Source organism: Pseudomonas abyssi, from assembly GCF_003444685.1.
In the GTDB taxonomy this organism is placed as follows: domain Bacteria; phylum Pseudomonadota; class Gammaproteobacteria; order Pseudomonadales; family Pseudomonadaceae; genus Halopseudomonas; species Halopseudomonas abyssi.
On sequence record NZ_LMAZ01000001.1, the window covers coordinates 1,527,508 to 1,554,083 of the forward strand.

At 61.1% G+C, this 26,576-nt stretch carries 29 protein-coding genes and 1 pseudogene; 26 read left to right on the top strand and 4 right to left on the bottom strand.

Annotated elements, in window-relative coordinates; all coding sequences use genetic code 11:
* The first annotated feature begins 3 nt into the window (after positions 1-3).
* From ASB58_RS07050 to ASB58_RS07175, 26 genes and pseudogenes are all read left to right on the top strand, one after another.
* Positions 4-1,407: a phage major capsid protein gene (locus ASB58_RS07050; protein WP_118129804.1), complete on the top strand. Its 1,404-nt coding sequence runs from the start codon at positions 4-6 to the stop codon at positions 1,405-1,407.
* Positions 1,408-1,462: 55 nt separating this feature from the next.
* A complete protein-coding gene (locus ASB58_RS07055; RefSeq protein WP_118129805.1) occupies positions 1,463-1,744 on the top strand; it encodes a hypothetical protein in 282 nt (93 codons plus the stop codon).
* 26 nt (positions 1,745-1,770) lie between these two features.
* Positions 1,771-2,262, top strand: a complete 492-nt coding sequence (locus tag ASB58_RS07060; protein WP_181977877.1) for a hypothetical protein — start codon at positions 1,771-1,773, stop codon at positions 2,260-2,262.
* Positions 2,156-2,752 (top strand): hypothetical protein, encoded by a 597-nt coding sequence (locus ASB58_RS07065; RefSeq protein ID WP_118129806.1) that lies wholly within the window; start codon positions 2,156-2,158, stop codon positions 2,750-2,752. Before ASB58_RS07060 ends, ASB58_RS07065 begins: the two co-directional genes overlap by 107 nt.
* On the top strand, positions 2,749-3,060 hold the full coding sequence (locus ASB58_RS07070) for a head-tail connector protein (RefSeq protein ID WP_118129807.1): 312 nt from the start codon (positions 2,749-2,751) through the stop codon (positions 3,058-3,060). Before ASB58_RS07065 ends, ASB58_RS07070 begins: the two co-directional genes overlap by 4 nt.
* A gap of 1 nt (position 3,061) precedes the next feature.
* Positions 3,062-3,397: a phage head closure protein gene (locus tag ASB58_RS07075; RefSeq protein ID WP_118129808.1), complete on the top strand. Its 336-nt coding sequence runs from the start codon at positions 3,062-3,064 to the stop codon at positions 3,395-3,397.
* Entirely contained in the window at positions 3,390-3,881 is a 492-nt protein-coding gene (locus ASB58_RS07080) for an HK97-gp10 family putative phage morphogenesis protein (RefSeq protein WP_118129809.1), read from the top strand. The genes ASB58_RS07075 and ASB58_RS07080 overlap by 8 nt, the downstream gene beginning before the upstream one ends.
* The gene (locus tag ASB58_RS07085; RefSeq protein WP_118129810.1) at positions 3,878-4,240 is read left to right on the top strand and encodes a DUF3168 domain-containing protein; all 363 of its coding nucleotides are present in this window, start codon (positions 3,878-3,880) and stop codon (positions 4,238-4,240) included. Before ASB58_RS07080 ends, ASB58_RS07085 begins: the two co-directional genes overlap by 4 nt.
* Before the next feature lie 69 nt (positions 4,241-4,309).
* Entirely contained in the window at positions 4,310-4,813 is a 504-nt protein-coding gene (locus tag ASB58_RS07090) for a phage tail tube protein (protein ID WP_118129811.1), read from the top strand.
* Positions 4,814-4,822: 9 nt separating this feature from the next.
* Complete coding sequence (locus tag ASB58_RS07095; protein ID WP_118129812.1) at positions 4,823-5,224, top strand: phage tail assembly chaperone family protein, TAC; 402 nt, start codon at positions 4,823-4,825, stop codon at positions 5,222-5,224.
* 32 nt (positions 5,225-5,256) lie between these two features.
* Positions 5,257-5,514, top strand: coding sequence for a phage tail assembly protein T (locus ASB58_RS07100; protein WP_235827237.1), 258 nt, complete (start codon positions 5,257-5,259; stop codon positions 5,512-5,514).
* 194 nt (positions 5,515-5,708) lie between these two features.
* Positions 5,709-6,002 carry a hypothetical protein gene (locus tag ASB58_RS07105; RefSeq protein WP_118129813.1) on the top strand — a complete coding sequence of 98 codons (294 nt, stop codon included), beginning with the start codon at positions 5,709-5,711 and terminating at the stop codon, positions 6,000-6,002.
* Between the two features lie 311 nt (positions 6,003-6,313).
* Complete coding sequence (locus tag ASB58_RS07110) at positions 6,314-8,416, top strand: phage tail tape measure protein (RefSeq protein WP_147336795.1); 2,103 nt, start codon at positions 6,314-6,316, stop codon at positions 8,414-8,416.
* The gene (locus tag ASB58_RS07115; RefSeq protein WP_118129815.1) at positions 8,416-9,291 is read left to right on the top strand and encodes a DUF2460 domain-containing protein; all 876 of its coding nucleotides are present in this window, start codon (positions 8,416-8,418) and stop codon (positions 9,289-9,291) included. The genes ASB58_RS07110 and ASB58_RS07115 overlap by 1 nt, the downstream gene beginning before the upstream one ends.
* A 13-nt stretch (positions 9,292-9,304) precedes the next feature.
* Positions 9,305-10,192, top strand: a complete 888-nt coding sequence (locus tag ASB58_RS07120; RefSeq protein ID WP_118129816.1) for a DUF2163 domain-containing protein — start codon at positions 9,305-9,307, stop codon at positions 10,190-10,192.
* Complete coding sequence (locus tag ASB58_RS07125; RefSeq protein WP_118129817.1) at positions 10,189-10,614, top strand: NlpC/P60 family protein; 426 nt, start codon at positions 10,189-10,191, stop codon at positions 10,612-10,614. Before ASB58_RS07120 ends, ASB58_RS07125 begins: the two co-directional genes overlap by 4 nt.
* On the top strand, positions 10,611-13,736 hold the full coding sequence (locus tag ASB58_RS07130; protein ID WP_118129818.1) for a phage tail protein: 3,126 nt from the start codon (positions 10,611-10,613) through the stop codon (positions 13,734-13,736). Before ASB58_RS07125 ends, ASB58_RS07130 begins: the two co-directional genes overlap by 4 nt.
* Positions 13,733-14,464, top strand: coding sequence for a DUF2793 domain-containing protein (locus tag ASB58_RS07135; RefSeq protein ID WP_118129819.1), 732 nt, complete (start codon positions 13,733-13,735; stop codon positions 14,462-14,464). Before ASB58_RS07130 ends, ASB58_RS07135 begins: the two co-directional genes overlap by 4 nt.
* Positions 14,464-15,627: a hypothetical protein gene (locus ASB58_RS07140; protein WP_118129820.1), complete on the top strand. Its 1,164-nt coding sequence runs from the start codon at positions 14,464-14,466 to the stop codon at positions 15,625-15,627. Before ASB58_RS07135 ends, ASB58_RS07140 begins: the two co-directional genes overlap by 1 nt.
* Complete coding sequence (locus ASB58_RS07145) at positions 15,624-15,923, top strand: hypothetical protein (protein WP_118129821.1); 300 nt, start codon at positions 15,624-15,626, stop codon at positions 15,921-15,923. Before ASB58_RS07140 ends, ASB58_RS07145 begins: the two co-directional genes overlap by 4 nt.
* A gap of 162 nt (positions 15,924-16,085) precedes the next feature.
* Positions 16,086-16,526: a lysozyme gene (locus ASB58_RS07150; RefSeq protein WP_118129822.1), complete on the top strand. Its 441-nt coding sequence runs from the start codon at positions 16,086-16,088 to the stop codon at positions 16,524-16,526.
* A complete protein-coding gene (locus ASB58_RS07155; protein ID WP_181977879.1) occupies positions 16,516-17,013 on the top strand; it encodes a DUF2514 family protein in 498 nt (165 codons plus the stop codon). The genes ASB58_RS07150 and ASB58_RS07155 overlap by 11 nt, the downstream gene beginning before the upstream one ends.
* 484 nt (positions 17,014-17,497) lie before the next feature.
* Complete coding sequence (locus tag ASB58_RS07160) at positions 17,498-18,010, top strand: sigma-70 family RNA polymerase sigma factor (RefSeq protein ID WP_118130026.1); 513 nt, start codon at positions 17,498-17,500, stop codon at positions 18,008-18,010.
* Positions 17,989-18,984: a FecR domain-containing protein gene (locus ASB58_RS07165; RefSeq protein WP_118129824.1), complete on the top strand. Its 996-nt coding sequence runs from the start codon at positions 17,989-17,991 to the stop codon at positions 18,982-18,984. Before ASB58_RS07160 ends, ASB58_RS07165 begins: the two co-directional genes overlap by 22 nt.
* 86 nt (positions 18,985-19,070) lie before the next feature.
* On the top strand, positions 19,071-21,521 hold the full coding sequence (locus tag ASB58_RS07170) for a TonB-dependent siderophore receptor (RefSeq protein WP_118129825.1): 2,451 nt from the start codon (positions 19,071-19,073) through the stop codon (positions 21,519-21,521).
* A 105-nt stretch (positions 21,522-21,626) separates the two neighbouring features.
* Positions 21,627-22,840, top strand: a pseudogene (locus ASB58_RS07175) (IS3 family transposase).
* A 37-nt stretch (positions 22,841-22,877) separates the two neighbouring features.
* Here the strand turns inward: ASB58_RS07175 and ASB58_RS07180 are convergent.
* The 4 genes from ASB58_RS07180 to ASB58_RS07195 all read right to left on the bottom strand — a co-directional run bounded on the left by ASB58_RS07180 (position 22,878) and on the right by ASB58_RS07195 (position 26,501).
* Positions 22,878-23,096, bottom strand: coding sequence for a YgdI/YgdR family lipoprotein (locus ASB58_RS07180; protein WP_096005697.1), 219 nt, complete (start codon positions 23,094-23,096; stop codon positions 22,878-22,880).
* Positions 23,097-23,214: 118 nt separating this feature from the next.
* On the bottom strand, positions 23,215-24,171 hold the full coding sequence (locus ASB58_RS07185; protein ID WP_202974597.1) for an alpha/beta fold hydrolase: 957 nt from the start codon (positions 24,169-24,171) through the stop codon (positions 23,215-23,217).
* 26 nt (positions 24,172-24,197) lie between these two features.
* Positions 24,198-25,013, bottom strand: coding sequence for an SDR family NAD(P)-dependent oxidoreductase (locus tag ASB58_RS07190; RefSeq protein ID WP_118129826.1), 816 nt, complete (start codon positions 25,011-25,013; stop codon positions 24,198-24,200).
* Positions 25,014-25,028: 15 nt separating this feature from the next.
* A complete protein-coding gene (locus ASB58_RS07195) occupies positions 25,029-26,501 on the bottom strand; it encodes a flavin-containing monooxygenase (protein ID WP_118129827.1) in 1,473 nt (490 codons plus the stop codon).
* Between the last annotated feature and the right edge of the window lie 75 nt (positions 26,502-26,576).

Sequence of the window (26,576 nt, forward strand, 5' to 3'; positions counted from 1 at the left end):
CCCATGAAAAAGCTCAAACTGAGCGCGCCGCTGATTCTGGCGGTGCTGGCGATTGCCGCGGCCATCCCGATGACCTTCGGCATCGCCCCTGAAACCCTGGCCCTGTCCGCCGCTGCGGTGGTGGTGCCGGCCTTCTTTATTGAACCTGCCGCTGTTCGTCAGTCTTCGGCGCACTACCAGTACGGTCGCGCGGGTGAAGATGGTGTAGACGTTGAGAAGGAGTACAAGCAGGTACAGGCCGACCTGAAACAGGTTGGCGATGATCTGCGCCGCTACGCCGAGAACTCTGAAAAAGAGCTCAAGGCCAGCGCCAAGCTGTCCGAGGAAACCAAGGCCAGCGTCGACAAGCTGCTGATCGAGCAGGGCCAGCTTAACGCCCGCCTGCAGGCTGCCGAGCAGCACATGGTCAAGCTGGAGCAGGGCGGTGGTCCGGCTGCACCCAAGACCATGGGTGAAACCTTCCTGGAAGCTGAAGGCTATGAGGCATTCGCTCAGCGTGCTGCTGGCGGTGCCAAGGGCAGCTTCACTGCTCCGGTCAAAGCAGCCGTCACCAGCCAGATCGGCTCTGCCGGTGACTTGATTGAGCCGACCCGCGTTGGCTTGATCCAGCCTGCCCAGCGCCGCCTGTTCCTGCGCGACCTGCTCAGCTGGGGCCGCACTGGCTCCAACTCGATCGAGTACGTGCGTGAGACAGGCTTTACCAACAACGCTGATGTGGTGTCTGAAAACCCGGCGAATCCCAAGCCGGAATCGGATCTTACCTTTGAGCCGGACTCCGCGACCATTGCCACCATCGCCCACTGGGTGCGGGCGTCTCGCCAGGTGCTGAGTGATGCTGCCATGCTGCAGAGCTACATCGACGGGCGCCTGCGCTATGGCCTGAAGCTGAAGGAAGAAGCGCAGCTGCTCAAGGGCTCCGGTGTTGGCCTCAACATCAACGGGCTGTATACGCAGGCAAGCAACTACGTCAACCCGGGCGTGGTGGTGCAGGCCGAGACCGCTATCGACCGTCTGCGCATTGCGCTGCTGCAGGTCACTCTTGCCGAGTACGATGCCGACGGCATTGTACTGAGCCCGCTGGACTGGGCGGCCATCGAGCTGACCAAAACCACTGACAATCAGTACCTGTTCACCACGCCGACTGGCCTGGCTGTTCCGGGTTTGTGGGCACGTCCGGTGGTGGCTACTCAGGCGATGGATGCGGGTGACTTCCTGGTGGGTAGCTACCAGCAGGGCGCACAAGGCTGGGACCGTGAAGACGTATCGGTCACCGTCTCCACCGAAGACCGCGACAACTTCGTGAAGAACATGGTCACCATCCTCTGTGAAGAGCGCGTGGGCCTGACCGTGTATCGCCCCGAAGCCTTCGTCAAAGGTGACTTTGACGGTCTGCCGGCCAGCGCCTGATAGCGCATAACCACAACGGGCGGGGCGCTGCTCCGCCCGTTGCGAGGACGCAACCATGGTTGAAGTAAAAGCACTGCACTCGTTTCAGCACAACGGCAACAGCTTCAAGCGCGGGCAGGTGTGGGATGAGCACGACTCCCAGGCCGAGGCGCTGCGCAAGGCCGGCCTGGTTACCTACAAGGACAACAAGGCTGACCCCCAGCAGGGGACTGGCAAGAAGTCGTCTGCATCGCCAGCGGCCCCAGCCTCACCGAAGCAGACGTCGAGCAGGTCCGCGCGTGGCGGCAAGAAAAAGCCGGTCGCGCAGTCATCGTCACCAACACCAGCTTCCGAATAGCGCCGTGGGCTGATGCCCTCTATGCCATGGATTACCCGTGGTGGCGCAAGCACTACGCCGAGGCGCGTGACACATTCAGCGGGCGACTGCTGACGGTGGCCACCTTTGGTAAGCGCACTGAGCGCCTGATGGGCGACTACGGTCGCAACTCTGGCGTTGGCGCGCTGCTGGTAGCCGCGGGCTGGGGTGCCAAGCGCATCATCATGCTGGGTTACGACTGCGAGTACGCCCCGGATGGCCGCCGGCACTGGCATGGCGACCACCCGGCAGGGCTGGGCAACTGCGTCAGCATTGGCAAGTTCCCGGCGCAGTTTGCCCAGGCGGCCCCAGAGCTGGTGGGTGTAGACATCATCAACGCAAGCCGGCACAGCATTCTCACGCTGTGGCCGCGCATGCAACTGGAGCAAGCCCTTGGTAACCAGAGTGTGCGTACTCAAAAGCGGCAAGGAGTACGGGCCGCAGCACGTCCAGTGGCTGGCAGCGCAGGTGCCGGGGCTGGTGTGCATCAGCATGGATGATGTGCCGGGTGTGCCGGTGGTGCGCCCCCGGCACGACTGGCCGGGCTGGTGGGCAAAGCTCAACCTGTTTGACCCTGAGCTGATCCCCGGTGACCTGCTGTATCTGGATCTGGATACCGCAGTGCCGGGCGATCTTGCTCCGCTTGAGCAGGTGGGTACCACCACCATGCTCAGCGACTTTTACCACCCGCAGCGGCCAGCATCGGGGTTGATGTATATCGTCCAGGCAGACAAGGCCGCTGTGTGGCGCGCCTGGCTGAAAGACCCCGCTGCCCACATGCGGCGCTGCGTTACCACGCAGTGCTGGGGCGACCAGGGCTTTCTGGCTGGGGTGCTTACCCCGCAGCGCTGGCAGCAGGTGTTGCCCGGCGCAGTGGTTTCTTACAAGGTGCACTGCCGTGGCAAGGGCTTACCGGCCGGTGCTGCGGTGGTGTGTTTTCACGGCCAGCCAAGGCCGTGGGCTGTTAATGAGGCTTGGGTACCAACATGATCACGCTGACTGACATCAAGCAGCACCTGCGGCTGGACCTGAACCCCGACAGCGAGACCGACCCAGAGCTGCAGCGCATGCTCGATGCAGCCATGGATCACGTCAGCCAATACCTCAACCGCCCGGTGCCCTGGACGGATGAGAGCAGCAGCGAAGACGTGTTCCCTGCCTCGGTACAGGCCGCGGTGCTGCTGATTGTCGGCGACCTGTATGAGAACCGGGAGGGCGCCACCAACGGCTCGGTGATTACCGCCAACCCGACAGTCGAGCGCCTACTGCACATGTACCGCGTCGGGCTGGGGGTGTGACATGCGCAACGGCAAACTACGCCACCGCATCCGGCTGGAAGTGCCGATTAAAGAGCAGGATGACGCCACCGGCGAGGACGTCATCACTGGCTATCAGGAATTGGCCACCGTATGGGCCAGCTTTGAGCCGCTGTCTGCTCGGGATCTGGTAGCCGCCCAGGCAGCTAAATCGCAGATCACCGCGCGCATCGTCACCCGTTACCGTGAGGGGCTGTCGGCAACCATGCGGGCAGTGCATCGCGGGCAGGTGTATAGCGTTCACGGCGTGCTGACAGACCCAAAGAGCGGGCGCGAGTACGTCACGCTGCCGGTGAGCGAGGGGGTGCGCAATGGCTGATGGTGTTGAGTTCAGCCTGACTGGCGTGGATGAGTTGGTGGCCACCCTTCGCGAGGTCACCTACGAGACCAAGCGCAAGGGCGGGCGTACAGCGCTGCGCAAGGCAGCGCAGCTTATCCGCGACAAAGCAAAGGCAAACTGGCTACGCGTCGACGATGAGGAAACTGCTCGAAGTATCGCCGCCAATGTTGCCGAGCGCTGGAACGGACGGCTGAACAAGCAGACCGGCGATCTGGGGTTTCGGGTAGGTGTGCTGCATGGCTCCGTTATTCGTGAGCGCGGCAACCCGGACAAAGGCACAAACGGCCCAACGCCGCACTGGCGCCTGCTGGAGTTCGGTACCCAGAAGATGCGCGCCCAGCCCGCAATGCGGCCCGCGCTGGAGAACAACATCGGCGAGGCCATCACCGTGTTCGCAACGGAGTATGAAAAGTCCTTGGCCCGCGCCATACGCCGCGCCAACCGGCAAGGGAGGCGAGCATGAACGCGCCCATCTTTGCCCTGTGCAAAGCCAGCCCCGCCGTTACCGCGCTGCTGGGCAACGCCCCGCTGCGGCTATATCCCGGCGAGGCAGATGAGGGCACACCATACCCCTACGCCATCTGGCAGGGCATCGGCGGTGCGCCGGAGAACTATCTGGGCGACACCCCCAATATGGACGGCTACAGCCTGCAGATCGACTGCTGGGCAGAGACGGCCACCGGCGCAAGCGATGTGGCCAAGGCCATCCGCGATGCCATTGAGGGTAGCGCCTATGTGGTATCGAATCGCGGCCTGAGCCGCGACCCGGAAACCAAGCACTACCGCTACAGCTTTGACGTTGACTGGCTTGTCGAGCGCTGACAGGTCGCCACCGAACAACCCGCCTTGAGCGGGTTTTTTTGTACCCAAAAACCCGCAAGGAGAAACACCATGGCAATGAAAACCCAAGGCACGCAGCTGTATGGGCTGATGCCTACCGTCGCTGACCCGGCAGTGTTGGAAGTGCTCAAGATCGACTGCATGAACAACTTCAACGGCGGCGGCAACCCGGCAGACCAGATTACGGTTGAGTGCCTGGACAAGTTCACCCGCGAGTTTCTGCGCGGTATGCGTACCCCGTCGCAGGCTACCTTCACCATTGATGCAGACTCGCGCATTGAGTCGCACGTGCGCCTGCACATGGCGGCGGAGTCGGATGATGAGGTATACGACTCCATCAAGTGGGCGTTGGGCTGGTCAGACGGCTTTGATATTCCGCCCACCCTCAACAGCGAGGGAGATGACTTTGAGCTGCCGACCACGCGTACCTGGTTCCTGTTTGACGGTTACGTGAATGACTTCCCGTTCGACTTCCCGATCAACTCCTCCGTCAAGACTGCCGTGGCCATTCAGCGCTCTGGCCCTGCCGCCTGGATCAAGAAAGTAACCCCGTAAGGTGAACTGATGAACCTGAACCTCGAAACCCTCAAGCAGACGGGCGCCTTCACTGGCGCCCCGGTGGAACGCGAGATTACCTGGACGCAGAGTGGCGAAGAGTTAGTCGGCACTGTGTTTGTGCGTCCACTGTCTTATCACTCTGCCGTATCTGATCTGGCAGCGTTGGCGGGCCAGCGAGACGCCATGGCTGGCCGCATTGCCTCCTGTATTTGTGATGAGCACGGCAAGCCGATCTTTACGCCTCAGGATATTACTGATGGCCCCATCGTCACTGGCGCAGACGGTAAGCCGGAGTTAGATGAACAAGGGCGGCCTATCCGCAGCGGCGCTGCTCTGGACGGCAACCTCACCATGGCCCTGCTGACGGTCATTGCTGAGGTCAGCACCGGGGGAAAGCCCCAGAGCTGAGCGATGAAGATGAGCTGTTCTGCGAGCTGGTCATGCACGGCATTGGTGGCCGCAGCATAGAGCAGGCAAAGCGCACCCTGACGCTGGCTGAGGTCAGGGTGTGGCAGGCCTACCGGGCCAAGCGCGGCAGCCTCAACGCCGGCCTGATGACCGAGGCCGCAGTTGCTCGGCTCTCAGCCATGTATGCCAACACCCACAGCAAGCACGGCAACCACGAGCCTCTCGACTTTATGCCGCACTTTGACGTGCCGGATCTGACGCTGGAAGAGGCGATGGCGTCTTGGGGGTGAGGGCGGTAGGGGTTATTCGTCTAGCGCTCCGGCGTTGCGGGCTTGCTCCATTAGCTCGGAAATGGGCGTGTCGGGGTGATCGGGTGGGCGTGGCAGCTGCAATCCACTCTCCCGGCGGTGGAACGGGTATAGTCCGTTTGGCTGCGAGCTAGCGTGGTGCTACATTCATCCCTGTTAATCAGGGAGGAATAGGCGTGTCTAAGTATCTATTTGTATTAGCTTTGGTGTCCTGTGGCGCTTTTGCTGACGAATGCGCGACGGTTTCGGTTGCCGCGATGAAAATCATGGAGGCTAGACAGTCTGAGGTGCCGATGGCCGCCATGATGATGGCTGCTGATCAGCAGGATCCCGCGTATCAGGCAGTGACCAGAGAGCTGGTTCTCTCAGCCTATGACCGAGACCTTCGGTATTCTGACGAGTCTAAACGGCGCGAAATAACGGAGTTTGGCAATATGGCTTATCAAGCCTGTTTATCCGTTGGTAGTTGAAACTTGCTAACTAAATCATAACCCGCTTCGGCGGGTTTTTTATTGCCCGGAGAAAAGGAATGGCATCGAAGTCGCTCGGCGTGTTGACGCTGGATCTGGTCGCCAAGGTGGGCGGCTTTGTGCAGGGCATGGACAAGGCAGAGCGCTCGTCTGCCAAATGGCGTAAGCAGGTAGAGAAAGACCTGAAAACCGTCGGCAAAGCCACAGGCGTTGCTATTGGTGCCGTGACGGGCGCCACTGTTGCCCTGGTTGCATCGCAGGTGCAGCTGGCTAACACACTGACCCAGCAGGCGCAGATTGCCAACGCCGGAGTGCAGGAGTTCCAGCGCTATGCGATCGCCTCTGATGTGGTTGGCATCAGTCAGGAAAAGCTGGCCGATCAGCTGAAGGACTTTACCGAGAAGGTCGGGGAGTTTCAGCAAACCGGTGGCGGCGGCATGAAGGACTTCTTCGAGCAGATTGCTCCGCAGATTGACCTGACAGCCGATGCCTTCCGTGGCCTTTCTGGCCCGCAGGCGCTGCAGTTGTACTACGACAGCCTGGAGAAGGCGGGCGCATCGCAAGAGCAGATGTCGTTTTACCTGGAAAGCATGGCGAGTGATACCACGGCGTTGATTCCGCTTCTGCGTGACGGCGGTGCCGGCTTCAAGCTGCTGGGTGATCAGGCTGAGCAGGCAGGCGCCATCATCGGCAACGACACGCTGAACAGCGTGGATAAGCTGAACGCAGCCATTTTTATCTCAGAGCAGGCGACGGCAGGCTTCAAGAATCAGATCGCCGACGCCTTGCTTCCGGTGCTTGCTGACTTGGCTACCGAGTTTGGTGATGTTACCGCCGATGGTTACATCGCCGCAGAGATGGGCGAGACGCTGGGCAATGTGGTTAAGGGTATTTCGGCTGCAGCCTTTGGCGCCTACGCCGCGTTTCAGCTGTTCGGCAAGGGTATTGCCGCGATGGCTGCGGGCTTCAATGCTGCGGGAGTTGAGGCTAGCGACCTGCTGTATGGCCCGCTTGCGCCTGGCGTAATTGGCGCCAAGGTGGCCAAGAACTTCGACGCTTTCAAGGGCGCCATTGAAGTCGGCTTTGACGACATTGCCGTTAGCGCGGACAAGTACGCATCTGTTCTTGATGGAATCTGGAGCGCTGGTAGTGGAAACCAGGTTGACGATCCGAACAGCAACCTAAACAAAGTTGCCGAGCTCCTTAAGACACTGCGGGAGCAGGCCGGGGGAACTCGCCGTGAGCTGATCGGATTCTCGGACGAAAACGAAGAAGCTGCCAAGGCGGCTGCAAAAGCAGCTGCCGCTATACAGTCAGAGCTAACGGCCCTTGAGCGCGCGGCGATCACGTGGGGCATGAGCGCGGATCAGGTCAAAATCTACGACCTGCAGATGCAGGGCGCGACTGATACCCAGGTGGAGTACGCAAAGTCTTTGCTGTCGCTGGTTGATGGGCTTGAACGGGCGGAAGAAGAGCAAAATCAATATCTTGAACTGGTCAAAGAGCTGCGCACTGACGAAGAGAAGCTGACCGAAACCTTTTATGATCGGATAGCTGTTCTCGATGCCATGGCCGGCGCGTACCGCATCAGCAGCGATGAGTATCAAAAAATGCTGGAGCGGGCCGCTGATGCCGCCTTCTCGGACGCGCCAACGTTCTCGGGGCTTGCACCTGAGATTGGTGGTGCGGCAGGCGAGCTGTCCAAGCTAGATGATGCCGAGAAAGAGCTGGGCAAGTGGTATGAGTCCCAGCTTGAGATGCTTGAGGACTATCGCTCAGAGCGTGCCGATCTGACGGCGCAGTGGGATGAGCAGGAGCTGGCATTAAAGCAAGAGCATGAGGACCGCCTTGCGCAGATAGAGCAAGCGAGGCGCGCTGCGCAGCTGGAGACGGCTGCAATGCTCTTCGGCGATATGGCGGACTTAGCAAAGGTTTTCGCCGGCGAGCAGAGTACCGCCTACAAGGCTCTATTCGCTTCCGAGAAGGCTTACTCCATTGCCAGTACGCTGGTACAGAGCTTTCCGGCCATCGCCAAGGCCTGGGCTTCTGCACCGTTCCCGGCCAACATTCCGGCCGTCGCCATCACAACTGCAGAAACTGGGGCGCTGCAAGCCGCTGCGCAGGCAGTGTCCCTGGCCGGCATGGCCCACGAAGGCATCGACAGCATCCCCCAGACCGGTACCTGGCTACTCGAAAAAGGCGAGCGCGTCACCACCGCCGAGACCAGCGCCAAGATGGACCGCGTGCTTGAGGATATCCGCGCCGGCCAGCGCTCTGGCAGTGGCGGCGGGCAGCCTATATCGGTCAGCGTGGACCTGAGCGGCATGCGCGACGCGCGCGAGGTGCGCAGAGCTGAATCATCCGTGCGCCGGGGCGTGGCCCAAGGCGTAGCACAAGCACAGAGGTACAGCTGATGGGGGCTTTTCTTGAGGAACGCCTTGACGTCTGCATGCGCGTGGGCGCAGAGGCTGAGGACAGCTACATGCTTGCCCCCAGCACCACGCAGGGAGGCGCGCGGTATGTGTGGCTGATCAACGGCAAGCCGTACCGCGAGTTTGATGTTGGCTACATCAAGCGCGATAGCGAGCTGGCTGACTCCGTGGCCAGCCTGTATCACCGCACCTATGGCGGCTTTGCTGGCTTCCGTGTGTTTAGCTGGGATGACTTCACCACCGCCAATGACGGCAAGAGCGCATACAGCGCACTGGACTGCACCCTGGATGAGCTTAGCCCCGGCCTTTACCAGCTGGTGAAGGAGTACGGACGCGACAAGCCGGCACTGCCAGACATTGGCCGCCCGCGCCGCACCCTGTTTAAGCCGGTGCAAGGCCAATGGGCCATTGCCGTGGCGGGGCTGGTGCTGCCGGCAGCGCAGTATTCGGTCGACAGCACCACCGGCCAGGTGCAGATGGCGGCCAACAAGTCGCGCGCTATCACCGGCATCAGCCAGGCAGCGCAGGCTGTGCTGACGGTTGGAGCCAACACCTTTGCTGTGGGCGAGTCTGTTGTCATCAGCGCCGTAGTGGGCATGACCCAAATCAATGGCCTGCGCGCGCTGATCACGGCCAGGACACCCACCGCCATCACGGTGGCCATCAACTCCAGCGCATTCGGCGCTTACGTCAGCGGCGGCACAGTGCAAACCAACCCCATTGCCGGGGAGGTGGTAACCGGTGGCTGTGAGTTTGATGTCCCGTGCGCGTTTGACTCTACGTTTCAGGTAACAGCCCTGGACCCGCGTCACCGCGAGGTAACAGGCCTGCGCCTGATCGAGCTGCTGGACCCCTGATAAGGCACCCCCAATGAAATCACATGTTGCCGATTACCGGACGCGGACCTACTGCGCCCGGATTGAGCCCGTGGGCGATCAGCCGGTTGTGAGGCTGACCAGCTACCCCGTGGCGCTCAAGATGAGTAACGGAGAGGTCTACCAGGCCACCAGTGGCTATGAGTTCAGCGGTATGGCCGCTACCTCCGACATGTCGGGCAGCGGCGTGGACCTGGACGGCATCCTGCAGGCCGGGGCGATCACCCTGGATGACCTGCAGGTGGGCGCGTATGACAACGCCCGGGTGTACGTGTTTGCCACCAGCTGGGCCGCGCCGGTTGAGGATGAGGAAGAGCTGGCCCTGATGTTCTTCGGCAAGGTGGACATCACCGACCACCGGTACCGCGTGCAGCTGATGAGCATGGCTGATGTGCTCAGTCAGAAGGTAGGCCGCAACTACTCGCCATCGTGCCCGTGGACGCTGTTCGATCAGCACCTGGGTGGCAGCCTGATTGCCACTGACCGCAGTCGCTGCACCGGGCCGCGCGCCAACCCAGACGGCCCCCAGCTGGCCGACTACCTGGTGACCGGCGCCCTGACAGCGGTGGCCAGCCAGTACCAGTTCACCGACAGCAGCAGGGCAGAGGCGGACGACTGGTTTGGCTACGGCGAGATCCGCTTCACCACCGGCAACAACGCCGGGCTCAAGCCAACGCAGATCAAGGTGTTTGCCGGCGGGGTGTTCACCCTGCATGAGGCCCTGCCGTATCCGGCCCAGGTGGGCGATGAGTATGAGGCCATTCCGGGGTGCCGCAAGCGCCGTGAGGACTGCCGCGACAAGTACGGCAACACGGTCAACTCCGGCGGCCAGCCAGACGTCCCCAGCAAAACCCAATACACCCAGCGAGGGCGCGGAGCATGACGCCAGACGACATTATTGCCGCCGCGCTGGAGTGCATGGGCACGCCCTTCATGCATCAGGGCCGCGTGCCCGGCGTGGGCATGGACTGCGCAGGCCTGCTAGTGCATTGCTTCAAGCGCCTCGGCCTGCGGCATCAGGATGAGCGTGGCTACCCCCGCACGCCCTTTGATGGCCAGCTGGAGCGCATCCTGGACAGCCAGCCATCGCTGCAGCGCATTGCCCTTGCGGATGCCGGCCCCGGTGACTGGCTGATCATGCGCATGTCGCGCGACCCGCAGCACATCGCCCTGCACGCCGGCTTTGAACGCGGGCACCCCTACATCATTCACAGCACGTCAGAGTCTGGTCGCGTGGTTCGCCACCGGCTTGACGCACTCAATCGCACCCGCGTGACAGGCGCGTACAGGATGGTCGCTGCATGAGCACAGAAAGCGCAATTGGCGCGATTGTCGGCGGTGCGATCGGCTTCTTCGTCGGTGGCCCAGCCGGCGCAATGTATGGCGCCGCCCTGGGCGCTGGCGTTGGCGCTGTTGTCGGCGGCGTTGGCATCAGCTATGACGGCCCGCGCCTGTCTGACCTGAGCATCCAGACCAGCACCTACGGGGCGGACATTGCGCGCATACACAGCAAGATCGTTGTCAGCGGCAACGTGCTGTGGCTGGAAAACAACAAGCTGCGCGAGCGCGTGCGCAAGGTCAGCAGCGGCGGCAAGGGCGGTGGCTCCAGCGCGACTAAGGAGTACACCTACTACGCCACGTTTCATCTGGGGCTGTGTGAGGGGCCGGTCGCTGGCATTCGCCGGATCTGGTGCTCAGACAAATTGCTGTACGACGCCGGCAGCGACGATCTGGAAACCATCATTGCTGGCAATGCCTTTGGCAGCAACTGGACCTTCTACAGCGGCTCAGACGACCAGCTGCCCACCGCGCGCTATGAGGCGGACGTGGGCGTGGGCAACGCCACCGGCCACCGCGGGCTGTGCTACATCGAGTTCCGCGACTTTGAGCTGACTGACTACGGCAACACCCTGGAGGGCGCGCAGTTCCGGGTGGAGTTGGTGAAGGCGGCCGACAACGCCGCCCCCAGCTTCATGTATGAGCGCGAGTATGACGGCCAGCCCGTCTACGCCGACAGCGCGGTATTCATCACCGCCACTCACGCGACCACTGAGTTTGTTGAGATCGGCGGCACTGAGTACTGCCAGGCCCGGATGTTCTTCAACACCTACAACCACGATGGCGCGCTGATCAAGGTTGGCAGCCGCACTGCGAGAATCGTCAGGATTGGCACCACGTCGATTGGGGCCTATAAGGCCAGGCCCATCAACGGGACCACGAATTTTGCCATTCACGACATAGTCAACGACATTACCGGCGGCGACGTGCCGGAGTTTTCTGGCGAGATTCCCGCGCCGACGTCGTGGGACTCTGCCATCTGGAGCTATGCCGGCGGCTCGTACTGGTTCCAGACCGTCACCGGTTTCTTGATGGTCCGTGGCTCTGAGCTTGTGCCGGTCACGGTTCCGGGTCTCGTCAACTACGCTTCCATCTTCATCGCAGAGGACCCGACCACAGGCCGTGTGTACATCCGTCACGGCACCAGCGACAGCTTTGTTGGCGAGCTGAACCCGGAGACCGGGGCAATACTGTGGTCCGAGGTGCTGTTCACCGGCACGGTTGGCGTTCAGGCGTCTCCGTTCGCTTGCTACGGCGGGCGCATGCTGGTGCACGACCTGAGTGAGGTCAGGGTCTATGACGTTTCGGGTACGACTGCCGAGCTGATTGACTCAGCCTCGGCGGCAACCGTGCGCGGCCCGGTGCATGCTTATGCCCCCAGTTTTGGTATCACGAATGTCGGCGTCTATCAGATCAGCGATCGCTCCAGCTCGGACAACTCGCTTCTGGCGGACGTCATCGAGCAAGAGGTCGAGCTGTCCGGCCTGCTCACCGCTGCCGATATCGACGTCACCACGCTCACTCAGGAGGTCAAGGGCTACCGCGTAACCGGCGGCTCTGTCCGCGCAGCGCTGGAGCCGCTGGCCGCTGCTTACCAGTTCGACATCATTCCGTCTGGCTACAAGCTCAAAGCAGTACCGCGCGGCCAAGCCAGCGTGCTGACTGTGCCGTATGCGGATCTTGGCGCTACCGCCAGCGACACGCCCGGCGACGTGTTCAAAATGGCGCGCGAGATGGACAGCCAGCTGCCGGCGAAAACCGTGGTCAAATACCTGGACGCGGCCCGCGAGTACGACATCGGCGAGCAATCTTCAACGCGCATCAACACCGATGCCGTCAACGAGGTTGAGAGCGAGCTGGCCCTGGTGCTGGGCGCGGATGAGGCAGCAGGCATTGCCGAAGTGCTGCAGTCGCGCGCCTGGCTCGAGCGCACCGACGCATCGTTCACCCTGCCGCCGACGTATCTCGCGCTGGAGCCCTGCGACGTCATCACCGTGCAAACGCCGGAGGCCGACTATGAGCTGCTGGCCAGCGAGCTGGAGTACACGCAAGACGGCCGCATCGAGGTCAAGGCCAAGCCCAACGCGGCGGCGGCCTACACGCCGAACGCCTCGGGCGGCGAGGGTCAGACGCCGCCCGGCACCATCGGTGTAGCCGGGCCGTCGCTGTTCGTGCCGCTGGATATACCCGTTGTTGATGAGACGGTCCAGGACGCGCCGGGCTTTGTTGGCACGCTCACCGGTTACACCGGCGGCTGGCCGGGCGGCGTGGTGTATCGCTCGCCCGACAACGGCCAGACCTGGGTAGACCTGCAGGCGTGGTCCGCCAAGTGCACTATTGGCTCCACGCCTGGCGCCCTGACGGAGCACGACGGCTATCTGATCGACCAGACCCAGCTCAACGTCATCATGATCAGCGGCGCGCTGGAGAGCATCACCCGCGACCAGCTGCTCGCCGGTTACAACTACGCCGCCTATGGCGTTGATGGCCGGTGGGAGATCGTGCGCTTTCAGAATGCCGACCTGCAGGCCGACGGCAGCTACACGCTGTCCGACTTCGTGCGAGGTGACAAAGGCACTGAGTGGGCCACCGGCCTGCACCAGCCGGGTGACTGGTTCATTCTGCTGGGTGACCCGGACAACGCGTTCATCGGCATGGCCGCAGAGCTGATCGGCATTGACCGGCTGTATCGCGGCATTACCCAGCGGGCCAGCATCGATACCGGTGACGACGTCCCGTTCACCTACCGGGGCGTCAACCTTGAGCCGCTGAGCCCAGTGGACGCCAGCGCCACGCGCGACGGCAGCGGCAACCTGACGGCTACGTTTGTGCGTCGCAGCAGGCTGTCCGGCAACTGGTGGTCAAGCGGTGTTGTCTCCCCAGTTGGCGAGGCCACACAGGCGTTTGAAGTCGACGTGATGGATGGCGCGAATGTAGTCCGCACGATCGAGACCGCAACAGAAGCATTCAGCTATTCAGCCGCAGACCAGACCACTGACTTCGGCAGCCCCCAATCATCCATCACATTCCGCATCTACCAGCTGAGCGAGACGGTAGGGCGGGGCTATGCCTATGAGGTAACGCTGTGAGTACACCCAACCTTAATCTGACAGAGCTGGCCAATCAGCAAAATCAGTACCTCAACGCAAACGCCACGTTCGCGATCATCGACGCCCTGCTGCAGACGCCCGTCATCAGCAAAACGCTGACCGCAGCACCAGGCAGCCCGGCAGATGGCGCGCTGTACATCATGGCTGATGCCTGGGCGGGCATTACCGGCGCAGCTGCCGACCGTCTCGCGCTGTACCGCACTGGCAGCGGCTGGATTGTCATCACCCCGAAAGAAGGCTGGAAAAAGGAAGTGCTGGCGGACGGGCTGACGTACCGCTACGACGGGTCCGATTGGCTGGAATGGATCGCTAGCTCATCGACTGCATTCGCTGACATCACCGGCAGCCCCGGCGATAACACTGCGCTGGCTGCCGCGCTGGCGGCAAAGGCCGACGCGGTGCAGGACAACCTCTCCGCGAGCGTGGCCCCGACCGTCGACAACGACGAGACAGAGGGCTATGAGCCGCGCAGCCGCTGGTTCGACATCGTGGCCGGCGAGTCCTATCTCTGCCTGAGCGCAGCAACAGGGGCGGCGGTCTGGGTGCAGACATCGGTGACGCTGGATGAGCTGGGGTCCGCCGCGCTGGCAAACATGGGTAGCGGCGGCGATGAGGTGCCGGACAACGACGCGGTGGACGCGAAGATCGCGGCGGTAGTCGGTGATATTGATGCGGCGCTCGACGCAATCAACGGCGAGGTGATCTGATGGCAACGGCGGATAAGCTGGTCTATCTGGATGAAACAAAGGATTTGTTGCGCGATGCTATTAACGCCTCCGGCGGCGCTCTGACCGAGCTTGACCCTTTCCGCGATTACGTTGACCCCATCCTTTGGGGCTGGCTTGTACTTGCGTACGGCGGGCTAGATCTCGACTACATCAACGACAGATATCGGATATTCGACCCTACCTATAACGCCCTGGTTGAGAAGCCATGGGCGGATATCGTCAATAACTATTCAGCACCAGCCGGCAGAACCTACTGGGACGACGCAGGTGACCTCATCACCGCAGGTACTGACGAGTTAATTCTGGCGTTTGATCCGGTAACAAATGCCGCAAAAGGTAACCAGAAGTGGGGCAGCCATAGCAACTTAGCAGGCTACAACCGCAATTTGACGGCCTGGACGCGCGGCGGCGGAGTGGCTGTAGAAGTTGCATCCGGACAAGGAATCGATGGTGGAAACTGTACAAGAGCAACGTTAACCGGTGCATCTTCGCGCCAGATCTACTTTAACCTAGCAAGTCCTCTACCTGCAGGCCCGGCAACCATTACTGTGTTGACAAAGTATGAAACTTGGTCCGGTAGCTTTCAGCTGGCTTATTATGACGGCGGAACATCACTGAACTCTGTAACAGACGACTCCGCTGTTCTTTTCACCAGACCGGATGGCTGGGTCAAGAGGGCATTCACCTTTACCGTCACTGCAGCCGCGACGTCCCCGTCACTGCGGCTACTTGGTTTCGACAATGGAGGAACTATTGGCGACTCCTGTCTAATTGATTTTCCCTCAATCAGGGTCGGAGATAACAAGCGCCAACCGGAGATAGCCACTCCCTCCAGCGCATCAGTAACTATTGCTGCGGAAAGTCAGATAATCGACAGCACTGTTTTTGCGGATATGTGGAATGCGGGCGCTGGTACCCTGTTCATTGAGTGCGAGGGCGCGATCGATGCTGTTGCTCTAAAGGCTGCCGGGGTTGAGGTCGTTGTTGATAGTGCGTCAAACAAAAAGTACGCAGTGGCCTACACGTCCGACCCAAGTGCAACTTCTCTGATCATAGGCGCGAACCTTAATGGCTTTATCCGGAGAATCGTTTACTTCCGCAAGGAGCTACCTGCGTCACTGATTGCGAGGCTGATTGCATGACCAATTACTGGCACTACTACTTGCGAGCAGAAACCGCCGAAGAGGTCACGTCAACTTTGGTCGCAGCTGGATTGCTTCTTGTGGGCGGCGAACCAGCGCCGGGTGTGCATATCGATACCTTGGGTACGCTCTTCGAAGGCGGAGTATGGGACGAAGAGGGGAATCAGGTTGAGGCGCCGACGGCGCTGCCCGGCTGGCACGTCAATCTTTGCACGGAGTTTAATTTGGACGTTTCGCTGATTGCCTCTGTGATGATAGATGCACCGACAACGCCCCGGCGAATCTGGAGCGATTGAGGTTGCCGGTACTGCAAAACCCGGCGGTACATCGGTACATGCCCACATCCGTGTAGAGCCGGTCAAGCATGCCCTGCTGGGCTGCCGCTGTCGCTGGCTAACTCGACAAAACGCTAAGCCCATCACAACCGCTTCGGCGGTTTTTTTGTGCCTGGAGATCCAATGAGAGTTTCACAACAAGGACTCGCGCTCATCAAAGAGCATGAGGGGCTGCGGATGGACGCTTATCTGTGCCCGGCAAAAATCTGGACCATCGGCTATGGACACACAGGTGGCGTGCAGCGCGGACAGCGGATCACAGCAGGGGAGGCCGAGCGCCTGCTGCTGGCCGACCTGCAGCGGTTCGAGCAGGCGGTAAACCTTGGTGTCAAAGTGCCGCTGACACAGGGCCAGTTTGACGCCCTGGCGTCCTTCGCATTCAACGTTGGCGTCGGCGCGTTTCGCCAGTCCACGCTGCTGCGCCTGCTGAATCACGGCGACTACCAGGGTGCGGCCAAGCAGTTCGATCGCTGGGTTTATGGCGGCGGCCAAGTGCTGCCAGGGCTGGTCAATCGGCGAGCGGATGAGCGCGCTCTGTTCGAGGAGGCCGGGCATGCTGAGTAAATACAAGCTCTGGCTGCAGATCGCCGGCCTGCTCGCCTTGGTGTTGCTGGGGTTTGGGGTGGGGTGGAGCTGGCAGGGGGCGCGCTGGGAGAGCAAATACATCGCTCTCGGTGCGGAGTATGCAGAGGCGCGGGCAGCAGCCGAATGGCAGGCCCGGTCAGAAGAGACGCGGCGCGCAGCCGCTGTAGAGGGGATACGACGTGATGCAAAAAACAAGATCCAGCAGGCTGAGGCTGATACCGCTGCTGCTAATGCCGCTGCTGACAGCCTGCGGCAGCAACTCGCCGAGCGTACCCGTCGAGCCAGCGCGGATACCTGCTCTGACGCCGGAAGCCAGACAGCCCGCTCAACCCTCATACTGTATTCCAAGCTGCTCGACCGGGCTGATGCGCGAGCGGGAGAGTTGGCAGCAGAGGCTGACCGACGACGAGTAGCGGGGCTGGCGTGTGAGGCGCAGTATGATTCGTTGAGCCAGCGAAGAGATTAGGACAAACTTAGGGCACTACGCACGCCCTTGCACGCCTGCGAGCGCCCGGCGAATTGCGTCGTACTCAGGCGCAGCGGGGCCTGCGCGGGTGCTGGGTTCATTCTCCGAGGGTTCGAATCCCTCGCTACGGCGTTAAATTCCGGGGTAAATCGTCCCCAAAATATAACGCAAGTCTTTGATTTTAAAGGAGTGGATTAGCGCGCAAACCGCTGTTTATTTTTGCTATCGCAGGGGCAGCCAAGGGAAACAAAGCCCACTTTAGGGGCGTTGGACGGGGTGGACATCAGGGACCTCACGGGAGAGCGGTGGCATGGTCTGCCATTCTTTGAAGCCGGGTATTTTATCTGCCAGCCGTGCGAGCTGCCAGCTTTGCGCTGCGCATCAGGCGCGGTAACCGACGGATTGCGCACCCAGTCGTTGCATCTGCCTGCGAGCATCCCTACAATGAGAATTATTCGCATCCAAGGCAAAGGGATTGAGTGGCATGACGGTGGGAGATCAGGCACGGGAGGAGTGCGGCGCGCTCTACGCAGAGCACCATCGCTGGTTGCTTGGCTGGCTGCGTCAGCGTCTGGGATGTCTGCACGATGCGGCGGACCTGGCACAGGATACCTTTATCCGAGTGCTCACCGCGCGCAATGTCGCTAGCGTTGAGCCGATTCACGAGCCACGGGCTTTCCTGCGTACCGTTGCCGGGCGACTGCTATCCAATCACTTGCGCCGGCGGGCCCTTGAACAGACCTGGCAACAAACCCTGGCGAGTCTGCCCGAGCCGAAGGTGCCGTCACCGGAAGTCCAGGCAGTGCTGCTGCAAACCCTGCATGAGATAGACGCGTTGCTCGACGGGTTGCCTGCCCGCGCGCGCCGGGTGTTCTTGCTCGCCCAACTGGAAGGATTGACCTATGCACAGATCGCCGAGCTGCTCGGCGTCAGTGTGCGCACCATCAAACGCGACATGGCGGAGGCCTTTGAGCAATGCATACTGCTGACCCCCTGACATCCAGCCACCCGCGCGAGGCTCTGGACCGCGCTGTCATTCGGGAAGCCGCTCAATGGCTGGTGCGTTGGCATGAGTCCGCACAGGACCCGCAACTGGCCGAGCAACTGGCCCAATGGCGGGCTCGCAGCGATCAGCATGAACAGGCCTGGCGCCGCGCCCTGCAGGTAAATGACAAGTTTGGTCTGGTGCCGCCACAGTTGGGCATGTCGGTGCTGAGCGAGCGCACTGAGCTATCGCGCCGCCGTGCGATCAAGTCGCTGGTGCTGTTGATGACGGTGGTACCGGCCGGCGTTGCCGGTTACCAGGTGTTGCCATGGCGGGAATGGCAGGCCGATTACGCCACCCGTACCGGCCAGCAACGTACCCTGACCCTCAACGACGGCAGCGAGCTGACCCTGAATACCGATACGGCGCTGGACGTACGATATGACCGCACCCAGCGCCTGATCCGCCTGCATCGCGGCGAGTTGCTGATCGATACCGGCGCCGATCCGGCGCAGTCTCACGACCCGCAGCGGCCGCTGCGGGTGCTGACCCGACACGGTGGGGTACGGGCGTTGGGTACCCGCTTCGTTGTGCGTCAGCAGCGCGAGCATACGCTGGTTCAGGTGTTTGCTGGCGCGGTAGAGATCGAGCCGCGCAGCAGCGCGCGCAGGCCACTGATCCAGGCCGGTCAGCAATTGCGCTTTGACAGCCGTGGCGCCGGTTTGCCGCAACCGGTAGATCCGCACGGAGCCGACTGGGCAGAGGGGGTGCTGGTGGCCGATCGCCTGCCGCTTAGCCGTTTTCTGGCGGAGCTGGGCCGCTATCGCACGGGGCTGGTGCGTTGCGATGAACAGATTGCGCGCTTGCCGGTCAGTGGCGCCTTTCAGCTGGACAATACCGATCAGGTACTGGCCAGCCTTGCCTACAGCCTTCCGGTCAAGGTGGTCTATCGTACGCGCTACTGGGTGTCGGTCACCGCCGCCTGAGTTTTTCATTCGAGCTGTCCCCTTTTGGCGGCTCGCGTGTCTTCTACAGGGACAATTATCCGCTTCGCTTGAAAGGAGTCCTTGAGATGGCAGGCTTTTCCTCATCCGCCGTTGCGCTTACGCAGCGCGCCCGATTGGCCCCACTGGCATTGGCCATTGGCCTGAGCAGCGTCGCCGCGCCACTGGTGCACGCGGCGAACGCCAACGCATCCGCTGGCCATCATTACCAGGTGCCAGCCGGTGATCTTGCCGGGGCGCTGACCGGTTTCGCCCGCCAGGCCGGTGTCAGCGTGCAGTTTGATGCCGCTCGGTTGGCGAATCTGCGAGCGCCGCAGCTGACCAGCGAATACAGTGTTGCCGCTGGTTTTGCGCAGCTGCTCAGTGGTACCGGCCTGCAAGCAGTCGAGCAGGGGCAGGGCGTGTATGTCGTTGTGCCGGCTGACACGGCCACTGACAGTACGCAGCTCGGCGTGTTGCTGGTGACCGGCGAGCGCGTGGCTGGAGACCCTACCGCACCAGTGGGCGGTGTGGTTGCCCGCAGCACTCTGAGCGCGACCAAAACGGGCACCGACCTGATGGCTACGCCGCAGGCGGTCAACGTGGTTACCCGCGAAGAGATTGCAGCCCGCGGCGCTGGTGATCTGGCCCAAGCCCTGCAGTACACCCCGGGGGTTGTCAGCCAGTACGGCAATACCGACTTGCGTCATGACTGGTTTACGGTGCGTGGTTTCAATCCAGGCCGTTTTATGGACGGTTTGCGGCTGCCCTTTGGCGTACTGGGTTACGCCCAGCCGCGTATTGACCCGTTTCTGCTTGAGCGGGTGGAAGTGCTCAAGGGCCCGGGCTCGGTGCTCTATGGACAGTCCACGCCGGGCGGCCTGCTGAATATGGTCAGCAAACGTCCGACGGAGCAGGCCCAGGGTGAAGTCCATGCTGAATACGGGAGCTATGAGCACCGCGAGCTCGGTCTGGATCTGGGTGGCCCGCTGGATGAGCAGGGGCGCGTACGCTATCGCATGGTTGCCCTGCTGCGCGATGCGGACTCTCAGGTCGATCACGTCGGCGAGGAGCGTCAGTTGCTGGCACCGTCTCTGTCCCTTCAGCTGAGCGAGAACACCGATCTGACGTTGCTGGCGCACTATCAGAAGATCGACGCCGACGGCGGCGGCGCGCCGCCCGCACTACCAGCGCAAGGCACCCTGTACGGCGGCGCGCCCTGGGGCAAGCTGGGCCCGGATACCTTCATTGGCGAACCCGGCTATGACCGTTTCACCAACGAGCAGATGTTCCTCGGCTACGAGCTTGAGCATCGCCTGAACGACGTCTGGACTCTGCGTCAGAATCTGCGGTTGGCGCGGGTCGAGACCGACACCCAGAGAGTGCAGGGCGCGGCCTTGATGGGCAACAACCTGGTGCGCTACGCCTGGGCGTTCCCGGAGAAGTCTGACTCCCTCACCCTCGACAACCAGGCGCTGGCCACCTTCACGCTGGGTCAGGCGGAGCACCAGGTACTGCTCGGGTTGGACTACCAGCAGGAGGATGGCACCTACGATGAGCATTTCGACGGGCTCAACGTCAGCCCCATCGATCTTGGTACGCTGGCCTACACGGGCGATGCGGTAAAACCGCCGTTGACGACGCGCCGTGAACAGGAACGCTATCAGGTTGGCGCGTATCTGCAGGATGAGATCGCCATCCATGGCTTTACCCTGCATCTGGCTGGCCGGTATGACCTGGCGAACGCCGACAATACCACCCGCAACATCGTTGCCGGCACCAAGACCCGTGTTGATCAGCGCGATGAGGCGTTCAGCGGGCGAGTTGGGCTGGTATATGAATTTGATAACGGGCTGGCACCCTACGTCAGCTACAGCGAATCATTCCTGCCCACCAGCGGCACCGACGCCAGCGGTAATGCCCTGAACCCGACAGAAGGCAAACAGTATGAGCTGGGACTGCGCTATCAGCCGGTGGGCGGTGGCAGCCTGTGGACCCTGTCTGCCTATGAGCTGACCCAACAGGATGTGCTGACGCGCGATCTGCTGACCAACGAGCGCTCGCAAACCGGTGAAGTGCGTATGCGTGGCCTGGAGCTGGAAGGCAAGATGGAGCTGACTGAAGGCTTGCAGGCACTGGCGTCCTACACCTTGGCAGACAGTGAAATAACGCGCGATGGCGATCCGGCAATCAAGGGTAACGAGCAACCCTTCGTGCCCAATAAGCAGGGCAGCCTGTGGTTAGCCTACGCCGTTCAGCAGGGCCCTCTGCGCGGGCTCGGACTGGGTGGTGGTGCCCGCTATATCGGTGAATCTTATGGTGAAACCGCAAACCTGTACGAGACCGACAGCGTGACCTTGTTCGATGCCAGTGTCAGTTATGATCTGGCCAAGGCGGTGGGGGCGGATAACGGGGTAACACTGCAACTCAGTGCCAACAATCTGACCGACCGGGAGTACATCTCAACCTGTATCTCGGCGCTGGGTTGTTACTGGGGGGAAGGGCGTACCGTCACCGGTTCGGTAACCTATAGCTGGTGAGACGCACGCCGGTGGTAAAAAAGGCCGCGTCAGCGGCCTTTTTATTTGATTTGACCCGTCCTGAATAGAGTTGACACGTTCCAGCCCTGATTTCTGGAGAACGTGATGAACCAAAGGGTTAAGCGCACGCAGCGGGATTACACCCTGGCCTTTAAACAGGCGGTGGTGGACGAGGTGGAGCGCGGTGAGCTGACCTATAAGCAGGCCCAGGCCCTCTACGGTATTCAGGGCCGCTCGACGGTACTAAAGTGGTTACGTCGATATGGCGACCAGGACTGGTGTCCTGGCACCTCCCACCGTGCGAGTCGGAGCCCTACCGTGCCGAAGTCCCCACCTACCCCGGAACAGCGGATCAAGGAGCTTGAGGAGAAGCTGCGTCTGGCTGAACAGAAGGCCGAGTTCTTCGAAGCCGTAGTCGATGTCATGGAGAAGGACTACGGGGTGACGGTAAAAAAGCGGCCCGGCAAGTCCTCACGCAAAGACGCGTTGCCGGATTGACCGTCAGCAGGGCCTGTCATCTCCTGGGCATCAGCCGCCAGGCCTGGTATCAGGCCCAGAGAGCGGAGCATGCCAGGGAGGCTCGTGAGCAGCGGGTGGTGGACTTTGTCCGGGCGATTCGCCGCTGCCAGCCTCGCATTGGCGCTCGCAAGTTGCATTACCTTCTCCATGAGCAAGCGGACCGGGCTCTCCACCTTGGGCGTGATCACCTGTTCCAAGTGCTTCGGGCGCGGCGTCTACTGGTACCCCGGCGGCGGGCCTACCACAAGACCACGCACAGCCATCACCGCTTCCGGCGTCATCCGAACCTGCTCAAGCCGGGCCCGGAGCAAGTGGTTGCCAGGCGGCCGAATCAGGTCTGGGTGGCGGATATCACCTACCTGCCGACGCGCTCTGGAATGAGCTACGTGAGTCTGGTGACGGATGCCTACTCCCGCAAAATCGTGGGCCATCATGTGCATGAGAGCCTGCGCAGCGAGGAGGTGGAACAGGCGTTGCGCAAGGCTCTGCGGGAGCGCCCGGGAAGCCTGCCCCTGATCCACCACTCTGATCGCGGCGCTCAGTACTGCTGCGACAGCTACCAGGCGTTGCACCAGCAACACGGCATCCAATGCTCAATGACCGACGGCTACGACTGCTATCAAAACGCCCTGGCGGAGCGGGTGAACGGCATCCTGAAGACGGAATTCTTGTTGGTACGACCGGGGAACTTGGAGCAGGCCCGCATGATGGTTGGTGAGTCGGTGGAGATTTGTAACCGGGGGCGGCCTCATCTGGCCCTGAAATACAAAACGCCCGATGCGGTGCATCGGGCGTTCTGAGACAAAATAGGTGTCAACCTATTCTAGGACTAGACAATTAGCGCTCGATGATTTCCTTGACCTCTTCCTGCGGAATCTGGCGGTCGCGATCGGTGGCGTCCTCGTATTCCATCATGCCGGTTTCTTCATCAATTTCTGGTTTGTCCTCGGCTTCCATGATCTGACCATCGGTGGTGCGCACCAGATAGTCGTTGCCGCACGCGGTCAGGGCAAACAGGGCGAGAATGGCGATAGAGATCAATTTCAACTGATTCATGTGACTACTCCTTGCACATAGTTGTGTTTACCAAATACACAGTTTGTGACAGAAGAGTGACGTCAAAGGTTCAGTGAGGAGTGGGCGAGCGTGATCTCCATCACACTCGCCAGTGACCTCAAGCCGCCTTGGGTGCGGCTTGCAGGCGTGCGCGGATAAACGTCAGGCAGGCCTCCGGCTGGGTAATTGGCAGCATGTGGCCCCCATCAATCAGAGTCAGTTCCACATTGTCCAGACGGTCTGCCAAGGTTTGTCCCTGCTCCTGCGGATCAAGGATGCGATCTTCGCGCCCGTACAAAATGCCGATGGGCAGTCGAAGGTCGTCATAGCGTAATTGCATCTGTGGCAGCACGGCCTCCAGCGCGGTGAGATCCCGTGAGGCGGCAATGAAGTGGCTCGGGCGCAAGCCCAGCAGCCCGCCACCGCGAATCGGGAAGTCCTTTGGCGCCTGCTCTGGACCAAAGACCACGCCCAGTACCTGTTCGCGCTTGCGAATCGACAGCGGCACCGCCAATGTCCAGCCAACCAGCTTGCGCAACCAGCTGTAGCGAATGGTCAGTGCGGCAAAGGCATCGGACACCTGCGACGGCATGTAGATCAGCGGCGCGATGAGCGCCAGACCATTCACCTTATCGGGATGCCTGAGGGCGGTGGCCAGTGATACGGCGCCGCCCAGAGAGTGCCCAACCAGCAGCGGGCGACCAAGGCCGAGGGCGTCGATGACCCCGGCAACCACGTCTGCCTGGACGGTCAGGGATGCAGATGCGGAGTCAGGTCGTACCGAGTAGCCGCTGCCCGGCCGGTCGATAGCAATTACCCGGTGAGTTTTGGCCAGCTCGTCGATCAGGCCGTAGCCAAAATTCTGCACAACGCCGGTCAGACCATGAATCAGTAGTATCGTATCCGGCCCAGAACCTTGCTCCACGTAGTGGATACGGTTGCCCATGATGGTGATGAAGCTGCCCTCAGGGGGCATGCCCAATTCAATCCGCTTGGCGACGAAAAGGGTGTAGAGAAACAGACCAAGCAGCGTGAGCCCGATCAGCATCAACAGTGTCATAAACAGAGTGTTCACGTTCAGTTCCCTTTTGCGTGGAGCCGTTAGTCGTTGTTTGAAGCCAGGCCGGGCAGCAGACGCCAGTAGCTCACCGGCATCAGCCGTTCGAGCCAGGACAGAATCAGTGCGTCGTTGCCCACGATCACTCGGGGTTTGTTACGCTCAATGCCCCTGAGAATAATCTCGGCTGCACGGGCCGGTGGCATACGCAACAGGCGTTTGGCTCGTGCCAGCTTGCGGGCCTGGTCGGCCTCGCTGCTGCCTTCGGCAGGACGCGCGCTGGTTGCAATGGCTGTGGCGACGCCGCCGGGGTGCACCACGGTAACGCCAACATTGCTGTCGTTGAGTTCAAGGCGCAAGGCATTCGAAAAGCCCCGCACGGCGAATTTGCTCGCACAGTAGGCCGTCTGGCCTGCAGGCGTGATAAAGCCAAACAGGCTGGACAGGTTCACGATACGAGCTTCCGGGCGCTGACGCAGCAGCGGTAGAAAAGCCCGGCACATGGTTACAACGGCGTCAAAGTTGATACGCATCAGCCAGTCAAAGTTCTCAACGCTGACCTGCTCGAACGTGCCACCCAAGGCAACGCCTGCATTATTGATCAAGAGATCGACCTGACCGTGGGCAGCGATGACAGCGTCGGGCAGGGCGGCTACAGCGCTGCGGTCGGCAACGTCGAGAGCATGCTCGCTGACTCTGACGCCCAGCGCCCTTACTTGTGCTGCCGTTTCAGCCAGCGCGGCGGCATTCACGTCCGCCAGCGCCAGGTGACATCCCGATTGCGCCAGCGCGTTCGCCAACGCACGACCAATACCGCTCCCTGCCCCTGTCAGTACTGCTACACACTCTTTGGTCTGCATGGATTCTTATCCTTGTTATTGAAACTGCATGACGCCGTCATCGATACGGCCATACTGAATGGTCAGCTTGTCTTTCAGGTAGTTCTGACGAACCTGCCACGGAGCGCGGTCGCCTTGCTTGGGCAGTACATTCGCCGCGCGTTGCACGTAGCCAGAAGTAAAGTCGAGGAAGGGTTGTTCCTGCACAGACGCGTCGCGTCGAACCACCGCCTCACGGTAGTTGTGCTTGTCCATGTAGCGCAGCAGACGACAGGCGTAGTCGGCAGTCAGTTCGGCCTTGAGCGTCCAGGACGCGTTGGTATAGCCGAACGTGACGATCATGTTGGGCACGTCGCTGAGCATCATGCCCTTGTAGGACATGCGCTCGTTGAACAGCATCGGTGCGCCATCCACGGACAGGACAACATCGCCCAGTGCGTTAACTTTCAGGCCAGTCGCCGTGACGATGATATCGGCTTCCAGCTCCTGGCCGGAGTGCAGGCGAATCCCGTTTTCAGTAAATGTCTCAATGGTATCGGTCACCACGCTGGCGCGGCCGGCGCGTACATCTCTGAACAGGTCGCCATCAGGGACCGCGCAAACGCGCTGGTCCCAGGGCTTGTAGTCCGGGGTGAAGTGTTTCATGTCAACATCGCCGACCTGCGTCTTGACCATATGCAGGACACGTTGCTTGAACTGGTCCGGCCGGTTGCGTGCAAGCTTGTAGAAGAACTGGGTAAGAAAGACGTTCTTCCAGCGCGTGAGCGAGTGTGCGACGTGCAACGGCAACCATTTCTGCAGTGACTGGGCGATGCTGTCGCGCTGCGGCCGCGCGACCACATAGCTGGGTGAGCGTTGCAGCATGGTCACATGTCCAGCGGTCTTGGCCATGGCCGGAATCAAGGTTACAGCGGTAGCACCACTGCCGATGACCACCACGCGCTTGCCTGCGTAATCTAGGTCTTCGGGCCAGAACTGCGGATGAATGATCTGCCCTTTGAAGTTCTGCTCATTGGGGAAGGTCGGGCGATAGCCTTCGTCGTAGCTGTAGTAGCCGGAGCAGGAGAACAGAAAGCGCGCCTCGTAGTGCTCCTCATGCTCAGCTCCGGAGGCGTCGGTTGCCTTGGCAACAACTTGCCAGCGCGAGGTCTCACTTGACCAGTTGGCAGACACCACCCGTCGCTGGAAGCGGATGTTGTGAATGGCACCGGAGTCTTCGGCGATCTCTTCGATATAGCGCTTGATGTCTGGACCGTCGGCGATGGCTTTGCGGTTGCTCCAGGGTTTGTAGCTGTAGCTTAGGGTATACATGTCTGAATCTGAGCGAATGCCGGGATAGCGAAACAAGTCCCAGGTCCCGCCAATGGACTGGCGACGCTCTAGAATGAGGTAACGCTTGTCCGGACACTTTTCGCTCAACGCGTGGGCTGCGCCGATGCCGGAAAGGCCCGCGCCGATAATCAGTACGTCCAGTGGTACAGGTTCAAATACTTGTTGTTGTTGTGTCATTGTTGTGTCCCGTCACATGGGTATTGGTGACAATCTAGATTGTCATATATGCTCTTGGCAATCCTCGTTGTCAGA

Bases quoted from the DNA above. Each gene is read 5' to 3' on its own strand.
- ASB58_RS07115 (WP_118129815.1), top strand. From the start codon at position 8,416: ATGGGGGCTTTTCTTGAGGAACGCCTTGACGTCTGCATGCGCGTGGGC.
- ASB58_RS07075 (WP_118129808.1), top strand. From the start codon at position 3,062: ATGCGCAACGGCAAACTACGCCACCGCATCCGGCTGGAAGTGCCGATT.
- ASB58_RS07085 (WP_118129810.1), top strand. From the start codon at position 3,878: ATGAACGCGCCCATCTTTGCCCTGTGCAAAGCCAGCCCCGCCGTTACC.
- ASB58_RS07150 (WP_118129822.1), top strand. From the start codon at position 16,086: ATGAGAGTTTCACAACAAGGACTCGCGCTCATCAAAGAGCATGAGGGG.
- ASB58_RS07170 (WP_118129825.1), top strand. From the start codon at position 19,071: ATGGCAGGCTTTTCCTCATCCGCCGTTGCGCTTACGCAGCGCGCCCGA.
- ASB58_RS07130 (WP_118129818.1), top strand. From the start codon at position 10,611: ATGAGCACAGAAAGCGCAATTGGCGCGATTGTCGGCGGTGCGATCGGC.
- ASB58_RS07155 (WP_181977879.1), top strand. From the start codon at position 16,516: ATGCTGAGTAAATACAAGCTCTGGCTGCAGATCGCCGGCCTGCTCGCC.
- ASB58_RS07120 (WP_118129816.1), top strand. From the start codon at position 9,305: ATGAAATCACATGTTGCCGATTACCGGACGCGGACCTACTGCGCCCGG.
- ASB58_RS07100 (WP_235827237.1), top strand. From the start codon at position 5,257: ATGCACGGCATTGGTGGCCGCAGCATAGAGCAGGCAAAGCGCACCCTG.
- ASB58_RS07140 (WP_118129820.1), top strand. From the start codon at position 14,464: ATGGCAACGGCGGATAAGCTGGTCTATCTGGATGAAACAAAGGATTTG.
- ASB58_RS07125 (WP_118129817.1), top strand. From the start codon at position 10,189: ATGACGCCAGACGACATTATTGCCGCCGCGCTGGAGTGCATGGGCACG.
- ASB58_RS07180 (WP_096005697.1), bottom strand. From the start codon at position 23,096: ATGAATCAGTTGAAATTGATCTCTATCGCCATTCTCGCCCTGTTTGCC.
- ASB58_RS07070 (WP_118129807.1), top strand. From the start codon at position 2,749: ATGATCACGCTGACTGACATCAAGCAGCACCTGCGGCTGGACCTGAAC.
- ASB58_RS07055 (WP_118129805.1), top strand. From the start codon at position 1,463: ATGGTTGAAGTAAAAGCACTGCACTCGTTTCAGCACAACGGCAACAGC.
- ASB58_RS07195 (WP_118129827.1), bottom strand. From the start codon at position 26,501: ATGACACAACAACAACAAGTATTTGAACCTGTACCACTGGACGTACTG.
- ASB58_RS07050 (WP_118129804.1), top strand. From the start codon at position 4: ATGAAAAAGCTCAAACTGAGCGCGCCGCTGATTCTGGCGGTGCTGGCG.
- ASB58_RS07160 (WP_118130026.1), top strand. From the start codon at position 17,498: ATGACGGTGGGAGATCAGGCACGGGAGGAGTGCGGCGCGCTCTACGCA.
- ASB58_RS07080 (WP_118129809.1), top strand. From the start codon at position 3,390: ATGGCTGATGGTGTTGAGTTCAGCCTGACTGGCGTGGATGAGTTGGTG.
- ASB58_RS07190 (WP_118129826.1), bottom strand. From the start codon at position 25,013: ATGCAGACCAAAGAGTGTGTAGCAGTACTGACAGGGGCAGGGAGCGGT.
- ASB58_RS07095 (WP_118129812.1), top strand. From the start codon at position 4,823: ATGAACCTGAACCTCGAAACCCTCAAGCAGACGGGCGCCTTCACTGGC.
- ASB58_RS07165 (WP_118129824.1), top strand. From the start codon at position 17,989: ATGCATACTGCTGACCCCCTGACATCCAGCCACCCGCGCGAGGCTCTG.
- ASB58_RS07090 (WP_118129811.1), top strand. From the start codon at position 4,310: ATGGCAATGAAAACCCAAGGCACGCAGCTGTATGGGCTGATGCCTACC.
- ASB58_RS07145 (WP_118129821.1), top strand. From the start codon at position 15,624: ATGACCAATTACTGGCACTACTACTTGCGAGCAGAAACCGCCGAAGAG.
- ASB58_RS07060 (WP_181977877.1), top strand. From the start codon at position 1,771: ATGGATTACCCGTGGTGGCGCAAGCACTACGCCGAGGCGCGTGACACA.